Source organism: Neoluteolibacter marinus (genome assembly GCF_014904755.1).
Classification (GTDB): Bacteria; Verrucomicrobiota; Verrucomicrobiia; order Verrucomicrobiales; family Akkermansiaceae; genus Haloferula; species Haloferula marina.
Genome location: NZ_JACZFQ010000035.1, coordinates 46,047 through 54,636 on the forward strand (window position 1 = coordinate 46,047; position 8,590 = coordinate 54,636).

Genomic DNA, 8,590 nt, shown 5'->3' on the forward strand with positions numbered 1-8,590 from the left:
GAATCGGGGTGGCGGGAAGCGGAAATTTGTAATCCGCGGAATCGCGGTCATGCTCGCCGCGTGCTGAAACCGATCGCCCGCCGGACCCCGCTTGAAACGCCGGCCGATTTCCGTGCCGCGCTGCGCGATTGGTTTGTGAAAAATGGCAAGGATTACCCGTGGCGGCGGACCCGCGACCCCTACGCGGTGCTGGTTTCCGAGGTGATGCTGCAGCAGACGCAGATCGCGACCGTTCTGGGCCGGGGCTTCTACACGAGGTTCCTGGAGGCCTTTCCGGATGTCGGGACGCTGGCGGCGGCCGATGACGACACGTTGCTCAAGGCCTGGGAAGGGCTCGGCTACTACCGCCGGGCGAGGATGCTGCGGGAGGCCGCGAAGGCGGTGATCGAGGGCCATGGCGGGGAGTTTCCCGCGGAGCTGGAGGGGCTGCTGGCCTTGCCCGGGGTCGGCCGCTACACGGCGGGTGCGGTGCTTTCGTTCGCCTTCGACCGGCCCGCGCCGATCGTCGACGGCAACGTGGCCCGGGTGCTGGCGCGTTTGTTCGACCGGGCCGACCCGGTGGATGGCGGGCCGATGCAGAAGTGGCTGTGGGAAACCGCCGCCGGGTTGTTGGATCACGATCACCCGCGGATCCATAACTCCGCGCTGATGGAGTTGGGGCAGACGTGTTGCCGCCCCGGTGTGCCGGATTGCCTCGGCTGCCCGGTGGCCGCCTTCTGCGCCGCGCGGGAGCCGGCGGCGCTGCCGGTGAAAGCCAAGCGGCAGGTGGTCGAGAAGATCGACGAGCACGCCATCTGTGCCATTTCCGGGGGCCGCATCCTGCTGACGCGCCAGGGCCGCGGGCGCCGGGAAGGGATGTGGCGGCTGCCGGTGCGGGAAAAGGCGGAGCTGGCCGGATGCCCGCTGCTGCACCGGCGGAAATATGGCATCACCCGCTATCAAGTGACGCTCCATCTCCACGATTGCGCGGCCGTTCATCCGGCAGCCACCGCCCGCGAGGGCGATGCCTGGGTCGAGTTGAGGGAACTTCCGGATCTGGTCATCCCGCCCGCCGACCGAGCGGCGCTCGAGGCGGTTCTGGAGGATCGGGAAGAAATCGCGTGAGCCGCGGCAAGTCTTTTGCTTCATTTCTTTCCGGATGCTCACAATCGCCCGTCTGTCCATGGCCCTCGCGGCCGCGTTCGCATTGTCAGCATGCTCCACCGCACCGCCGGCACCGCTGGTGGATGCCCCGCCGCCGGGCCCGTCGGTCAAGCGGCTGGCGGCGAGCCGGCTGACCGCCATCGTGGTGTCCGGAAAAGCGGAACTGGACCCATGGGTGAAGAGCCGCTTCACGCGGGGAATCGGCCCGGACGATGCCGACGGGGGGTCGGCGGTCCCGATCTCCCCCGACGGCTACTTCATCACCGCCGACCACGTGCTGACCCATTCCGAAGGTCGCAATGTCTTCGTGCTCCACGGCCAGCAGGGTAGCCTGCGTTCGACCAAGGCGCGCATCGTCTGGCGCTCCGCCGCGACGGATCTGGCACTGTTGCACATCCCGATCGCGACCCCGCGCTACTACGCCTGGACGCCGCCCGACCAATGGCTGGCGGCAGGCACCACGGTGATCCACTCGGGGATCGCCACCGGCTTCCGCAGCGAGCCGGGCAAGCTGATCACCGCCATCCCGCCCGACCACGGCCGCGGCACCCGCTTCAAGCACGACATCCCGCTGGAACCGGGCGACAGCGGCGGCGCGGTGGTCGATGCCAACGGCCAGCTGGTCGGGATCAATTCCGCGGTCGAATTCCTGGTCCCGCTGGACACCGCCTTTTTCATTGAATCCGAAGCAAACCGGCCGAACGTGAAAGCGCTGGAGCGGGTGATCAACGCCGACCGCCGGCGCAACAATCTGCCGAAGCCCGCCGTATCGTCCGCCCCATGAGATTGCTGATGCTCGTTCCTTTCCTGCTGGTCGCCTGCGGCCCGGTGCGCCGGGGATGGGACCAGGGCTGGAGCGCGCACGCCGCCCAGGACCGGATCATGCTGGTGCGGCAGGAGCCGGAAACCCTCGGTCACCGCCGGCTGGTCTATCAATCGACCGATCACCCGGATCTCGGCGCCTTCCTCGGCAAGCGGGGCTTTCCGGACTTCATCGCGGAAACCTCCACGGACGACCGCGAGTACCTGATCCTCTACTACCTCGACTCCCGCCGCGCCTTCGCCTGCCGCACCCATCGCGGGGCCGGCAAGGCCATCGATTTCGCCGGGCCCTACCCGATGACCGAGCGCGAGACCAACCTGCTCAAGGACATGAAGCGGAACAGCCGGGTGGATGGCTGAGTGGCCGGCGGGGACTCCGGGGGAGATCCCCGCTACGTGAGTTTCCGTCCGATTTTGACGAAGCCGCTCACCGCCTTCGCGCCGAGCAGGAGGGAAGCCATCCAGAGCAAGATATCAAGGCTTCCGGGCAGGAGATAAGTGTCCACGGCGATCCAGGCGAAGACGAGGAAACGGGGCCTGAATAGCCACGAGTAGGGCAGCGCCATGGCATTGCGGACCAGCGCGAAGCCGACGACCAGGGTGTAGAGGAAGAGATAGAGCCCGCCCGACCAGACCCCGGCCTGGCTGCCGTGGATGAGGGCGAGCGTGGTGACCGTGACCACCGCCTGATCCGCCATGGTGTCGATGAAGGACCCGCGGTTGGAGGCGTCGTCGCGGAAACGGGCGAGCGGCCCGTCGAGGCCGTCGAGAAGCACATGGAAGAGCAGCAAGGCCAGCGCGACCGCCGGCTGGCCCGCGATGAAGAAGGGGCAGAAAGCCAGGCCCGAAACCAGCGACAGCGCGGTGATGTGGTTCGCCCGGCAGCCGGTTCCCGCCAGGTTGGCGAGCAAGGGGCGGAGCAGCCGGCCGCGCAAGGCCTGCGACCATTCCATGAACTTCCCCTCGTGGCCGGAGTAGCAGGTGACGCGGCTCTTCATGGGACGGTGGCGGTATCCGGAACCCAGCGGAACGCCAGGGGCAGGAAGCCCATGCCGCGGATCGCCGAGCCCGTGTTCGAGAAATTCACCCCCCGGAACACGGCGCTTTCGAAGGGCCGGTGGGTGTGACCGAAGAAGCAATGCGATACCCGCTGGTCCCAGCCGGGGTCGGTGAGGTCGAGATGGTGGGCGAGACGGCGGACGGTGGTTCTCTCCGGGAAATACCAATCGTGGAAGCGGCGGCTCAGGCCGATGGCATCGATCGCGCCGTAAGCAGCCGCCGCGACCTGCCCGCGCTGCCGGTCGCGGCTCCATGCATCCCGGAACCGCGCCAGCCGGTCGTGGTCCATCCGCCGGTTGGTGCAGTCGCCGTGGAGGAACAGGCAGTTGCCGAGCTGCAGCCGGAATTCGTGGCAATGCAGCCGCGGGTGCCGCCCGCCGAGGTCTTCCAGCCGGCGGCGGAATCCGGCGTGGCAGTCGTGGTTGCCGAGGAGGAAATGGATCTCCCGTCGCGGCCCCCTTTCCAGCACCCCGGCGAGCCAGCGGACCGCGGCATCGATCGTTGACGCCTCGTCCTGCAGCGTGCTCCAGCGGAAATCAAAGGTGTCGCCGTTCAAGACCAGCGTCTCGTCCGGCGCAAGCTGCGGCTCGAGGGACCGGAACAAGGCCTCGCCGTCCGAGCGACGGGAAAACAAATGGAGATCGGAAACGACCCTGCCGGAACGGACGGGGGTGGGAATCATCGCCCCGCATGACAAGGGATCGCCCCGCGCATTCACAATCGAAAATGATTCGCGGAACATCGCTTCCCCTGATGGCCGGGGCGGTTCGTCCGGACAAAAAAAAGACGGGGCGCCAGATGACGCCCCGTCCCGGATTCACGCGAGCCGGGTCACGGGTCGACGTCGCGCACCTGATAGAAACGCTTGGTCCGCAAGGCCGGGTCGAAGGGCGCACTGTCGAGGAAGGTCGCGGTGCCCGTGGCATCCCCGACGACCTTGGCGCCGCCGATGGTCCAGTTGATGAGGTCCGAGGAGATGAACAGCTGGTAGCTGATGTTCTCGGTCAGGCCGCCGGCATCGACGTAGGGATAGCCCGTGCCGTTGTCGGTGCCGTGGCCGCTCACGAAGAACGGATTGATGACCTGGACCAGGAAGGTGAGCGTCTGGCCGTCCACGTTCAGGGTGTAGAGCGTGTCGGTCACCGGTGACACGACGACGCTGCCCGGAGCCCCCAGGGTGACGGTCCCGACGCCGTTGTCGATGCTGCCTGCGGTCGCGGAGCCGCCCGTCTTGTAGAACAGCTCACCGCTATCCCCCGCCACGATGCGGGCGGTGCCGGCCAGCGCCAGCGGTCCGGTGGCGTCGGCGCAGAACGCCTGGTAGTGGTTGCTGATCTCCACGTCGGAGAGCGCGCGGGCGTAAATCGCCGCTTCGTCGAGCAAGCCGTCGAAGAAGGCGCCGGCCTGGCGGGTTTTGTGCGAACCGATCACCCAGTTGCCGGTCGCGGACTCCGGCGCGACGGGGACACCCGCGGTGGTCTGCATCACCTGCTCCGTCACCAAGCTGCCGTCCATGTAGAAGCGCAGCGTGTAGGTGTTGTCCCCCGGGTTGTTGGTGCAGGTCATCACCACATGGATCCAGTCGGCATCGCCGACCTTGGTCTGGATATTCAGGCCGGCCAGGCCGTTGGGACTCGTCAGGTTGCCGGTGAAGGAGGCCAGGCGGCCGTTGGCGTCCAGGTAGAGCACGCTGCGACCCGTTCCGGTGCCGTTGCCGTTGGCAAAGAGGTGCTGGAAACTGGGCGAACGGGCCGCGACGTCGGGCTTGGCCAGGATTTCCACGCTCCAGCCTTCGTCGCCGTCGGGATCGACATCGCCGGGTCCGTCGTCGCCATCGGGATCCTGCGGGTTGAGGGTGACGCCGGTGGTGACGGTTTCGTTGTCGTTGAAGCCGCCACAGGTGCCGAGCGGGCCGGTGGCACCGCGGGTGAGGTTGCCGATGATCGAAATACTATGATTACCGTTCGTCGACGAGTCGTAGGCGACCGGCGACCCGGCGTTCTCCTCGAAGCGGTAATAGCCGACCGGCCCCGAGGCGAGGACCTGCTCCGGGTAGCTGTTGCCGCTTCCGCCGACGGTGACCTTGGCGCTGTCGACGGCGTCGGCGGTGCTGCCCGTGATCGATGCCGTGGCGGTGAAGGTGGTGGTCGCGGTCGGGCCGGGGTCGAGCGTCAGCGAACCGGATGCGATGCGGGCCGGGTCGGTGATGGTCTCGATGTCGCCGGAGCCGTCGTTGATCACGATCTTGTCCGTGCCGGAGAGGGTGAGGATCGTGAAGTTGCCGGACCACGAGAATTCGTTCGCCCAGGTGTCGCCATCGGCGATGCGGAGGTAGCCGGCACCCGCATCGTAGGCGAGGACCTCGCTGAGTTCGCCGGCGATGGTGCCGCTGTCGGCGCGCATGAAGTAGGTGGATCCGGGAGCCAGCAGCGAGTAGTCGAAGTCGCCCGGGTCGAAGGCGCCGAGCTCGTTGTTGCCGCGGCCGAAATCGGTGACCTGGCCGGAGCCGACCACGGCTTGGATGACCGTCGCGTTCCAGAGTAGGGTCACCGGGTCGCCCGACTGGGTGAACGGCGGCGAAACGTGGAGCGTGAAGTCGGGGGCGGGCTGGACCTCGACGGTGATTTGTTCCTGGCTGGAGTCGCCGCTGCCGGCTTCATCGAGCCAGGCAGTGAGGGTGTAGGTGGTGCTGGCCGTGATGGCGCCCGGCGCGAGGGTCCCGGCGTCGAGATAGGCCTGGCCGTCCGCGCTGGTGGTGCAGGTCAGCGAGAAGCCGGCACCGTCGGTGATCTCGAGGCGCCGTGCTTCGGTCGTGCTCCAGCTGAGCAGCGGGGCTCCGGTGCCGTAGATGAGCCTGGGATTGGACGCGAAGGCGTTGATGTCGGGGCTGGTCTTGACGGTGATCGTGACCGCCCGGGTCTCCACCCGCGCCCCGCCGTCGGCCGTCGCCGTCATGGTGTAGGTGGTGGTGGCGGACGGCGAGACCGGGACGCTGCCCGCTCCCGCATTGGAAAGGGCGGCGGCATCGATCACCGTGGCATCCTGGTCGTTGGTGATGACGAGGGTGTCGTAGAGCAGTTCGAAGGTGTAGATTTCGAAGGACCCGTTCCAGGAAGTGTCGGCGGCCAGTTCATCGCCGCCGTCGACGGTGAAGGTCATCGCGCCGGCGTCGAAGGACGTCACCTCGAACACCTGGCCGTTGGATGCCCCGTTGTTCGGGCGGAGATAGTAGGTGGGCCCCGGGGTCAACGTGGCGAAGTTGAAGGCCGAGGCCCCGAGCTGGTCGGAACCGAGGCCGAAGTTGTCGACGCTGCCGGTGGCGATGACGCTGCGCTCGGTGGCTCCTTCCCACTGGAGGTCGGAGGAGTTCCCGAGGATGATCTCGTCGTCGGTGGTGGTGAAGGTGCGGGCGAGGTTGCCGGCGTCGAACAGCGCCTGGATGGCGGGCTGGTCGAGTGCGGTGTCGTAGATGCGGACATCGTCGAGTAGTCCTTCCACGTCGCGGTCGCCGCCGGTGTTCGGGCTGTCGCCGAGCCGGGTGATGGCGGTGGCGGTGACGAGTTCGGTCTCGGAAGTGCTCGCGTTGGGGACCGCCTTGCCGTCGATGTAGAAGAGCAGGTCCTTCATCTTGGACGCGGCGAGCGGGGCGACCACGGCGACGTGGTGCCAGCGGTCGGTGTTGATGCGGGTCGCGGTGGTCTGGCCGCCGCCCTGGACTTCCACGCGGAAGAAGCTGCCGCCGTCGACCTTGAGGTCGAAGCGGGTGCCGGTCGAGTTGGTGCCGGCACCGAAGAGCGTGGCGTTGGCTTCCTGTGCGGGAGTCAGGCGAACCCACATGGCAACGGTACGGGTGTCGCCGTTGGCGAAGGCCGACCAGTTGATCGGGCTGTTGGAAACTGCACCGCCGTCGGTGGGAGCACCCGCGGCGGTGAGAACGAGGGCACCGTCGCCGGTGGGCGAACTGCCGCTGCCGAGCGATGCGTTGGACTTCAGCGACAGGGGATTGGCACCGCTGCCGGTGTCACTGGTATCGCCTTCGAAGTCCCATTGGTGGACCAGGTCGGCGCGGGTGGCATTGGTAGCAAGCAGGATGCCTGCGGAGATCGATCCGAAGATCGCTGCGATACGTCGGGTTTTCATGGTTGATCGAGCCGCCCGTTGGATTTCCATCCGGCAGGATGCCGGACAGCGGGTCGTCTCGATCAACGCATGGCCATGAGAGACAGGTTATTAGGGGAAAAGTCGCGCGTTGTGAAAAAAACACGCGCGAACTCCTAGATTTATCGTAGCGAAAGGCTCGGGCCCGCGATCTGGTTGTGCTTGTAGAGCTGGTAGATCTGCTCCGGGGTGAGGGCGACAGGAAAGATGTAGAGCTCGTCGAGCGATCCCTTGAAGGTACGGAAGATGGCGTCGGACTCGAGTCGACGGCCGATGGTCAGGGGAAAGGAGTCGGGGCTGTTGACGAGGGTGTCGACGGGGGCGTCCTTCGAGGCGCTGCAGCTTTCCAGGCGGCCGTCGACGTAGTGGCGGATGTGGGTGGCCACGCGGGCGTCCTTGCCGCCGTGGAAGACCGAGACGACATGGTGCCAGCGGCCGTCGCGGAGATCGGTGGAGCCGACGTTGAAGGCGTGCCCCGCTTCGGTGCGGATGGCTCCGCGTGTGCCCTGGTTGTCGCCGGCGGTGTTCCAGCCGATCTGCCATTTGTGGCCGGCCTCGGTGGCCTTGGGATCGCCCCACGAGACGATGGCGTAGGCGTGGGCGAGCGGGGTGTTGGGCGGGATCTTGATCCAGAAGGCGATGCTGCGCGCCTCCGATCCGGCGATGCCGGGAAACGAAGTGTCGAGGAAGGCGCCGAAGCCGTTGAGTTTGACGGCATTCCCGAAGCGTCCGGTGACCAGCGAATGGGACGATTCCTTGTTGCGGCTGCGGGCGCGGGCCGGGAAGCCGGTTTCCCTGTCTCCGATGAATCCCGTATTCCGGAAGGTCTCCTCGCCGGTGCTGGCGGAATTGAAATCCCAGTGCAGCAATCCGGTGGGATTGAACAGCGGGTTGGGCGGCAAGCGGGACGGGAATTCGTTCGGCCGGTAGTTGGTCGAGCCGGCGGTCAGCAGCTTGTCCTCCTCGAGCCGGATCGGTTGGTTCCGCGCAATGAGCATCGGCTGGATGTCGCCGCGTTTCGGGTCGAGCTCCAGGAAGCCCTCGGTCACGTGGATCTCCGTTTCGCCGAGGAGATCGACGGCGATGCCGAAGCGGGTGCCTTGTTCGCTGACCGTGGCCTTGGGGGTTTCGAGGACGAAGCCGGCGGCCTGCTCGGGGATGTGGACGGTGGCCTTGCCGGAGGCTAGCAGGGCGTGGCTGGCGGAGGTGATGGTCAGCGTCGCGGGGGCCTTGATCCGGATTTCCGTGCCGCTGTCGAAGGTGATTTCCGCGGACCCTTTCAACAGTTCGAAGTCGCCGGGTTGAAGCCAGTCGCCGGTCTTCACCGGCGTGGAACTCCAGATGGCGCTTTCATCGTGGGTGAGCCGGGCGACGGAAATCGCGGCGGCCGGGGGGGGGGCGGGCGGGG

The 8,590-nt window shown here is 67.0% G+C and carries 7 protein-coding genes; 3 read left to right on the forward strand and 4 right to left on the reverse strand.

Translation table 11 applies throughout. From position 1 onward, the window contains the following. Positions 1-60 precede the first annotated feature (60 nt). The 3 genes from IG178_RS08905 to IG178_RS08915 are packed head-to-tail and all read left to right on the forward strand — an operon-like array spanning position 61 to position 2,325. Positions 61-1,104, forward strand: a complete 1,044-nt coding sequence (locus IG178_RS08905) for an HhH-GPD family protein (RefSeq protein WP_193212189.1) — start codon at positions 61-63, stop codon at positions 1,102-1,104. 58 nt (positions 1,105-1,162) lie between these two features. Continuing rightward, positions 1,163-1,927, forward strand: coding sequence for a S1 family peptidase (locus IG178_RS08910; RefSeq protein WP_226895198.1), 765 nt, complete (start codon positions 1,163-1,165; stop codon positions 1,925-1,927). Further along, on the forward strand, positions 1,924-2,325 hold the full coding sequence (locus IG178_RS08915; RefSeq protein WP_193212191.1) for a hypothetical protein: 402 nt from the start codon (positions 1,924-1,926) through the stop codon (positions 2,323-2,325). The genes IG178_RS08910 and IG178_RS08915 overlap by 4 nt, the downstream gene beginning before the upstream one ends. Positions 2,326-2,357: 32 nt before the next feature. Here IG178_RS08915 and IG178_RS08920 read toward each other — a convergent pair whose 3' ends face one another. The 4 genes from IG178_RS08920 to IG178_RS08935 all read right to left on the reverse strand — a co-directional run. Then, complete coding sequence (locus IG178_RS08920) at positions 2,358-2,963, reverse strand: CDP-alcohol phosphatidyltransferase family protein (protein ID WP_193212192.1); 606 nt, start codon at positions 2,961-2,963, stop codon at positions 2,358-2,360. Next, entirely contained in the window at positions 2,960-3,706 is a 747-nt protein-coding gene (locus tag IG178_RS08925; protein WP_193212193.1) for a metallophosphoesterase, read from the reverse strand. Before IG178_RS08925 ends, IG178_RS08920 begins: the two co-directional genes overlap by 4 nt. 149 nt (positions 3,707-3,855) lie before the next feature. Then, positions 3,856-7,164, reverse strand: coding sequence for a LamG domain-containing protein (locus tag IG178_RS08930; protein WP_193212194.1), 3,309 nt, complete (start codon positions 7,162-7,164; stop codon positions 3,856-3,858). A 140-nt stretch (positions 7,165-7,304) separates the two neighbouring features. Continuing rightward, on the reverse strand, positions 7,305-8,590 hold a 1,286-nt coding region (locus IG178_RS08935; protein ID WP_193212195.1), incomplete at its 5' end, for a LamG-like jellyroll fold domain-containing protein.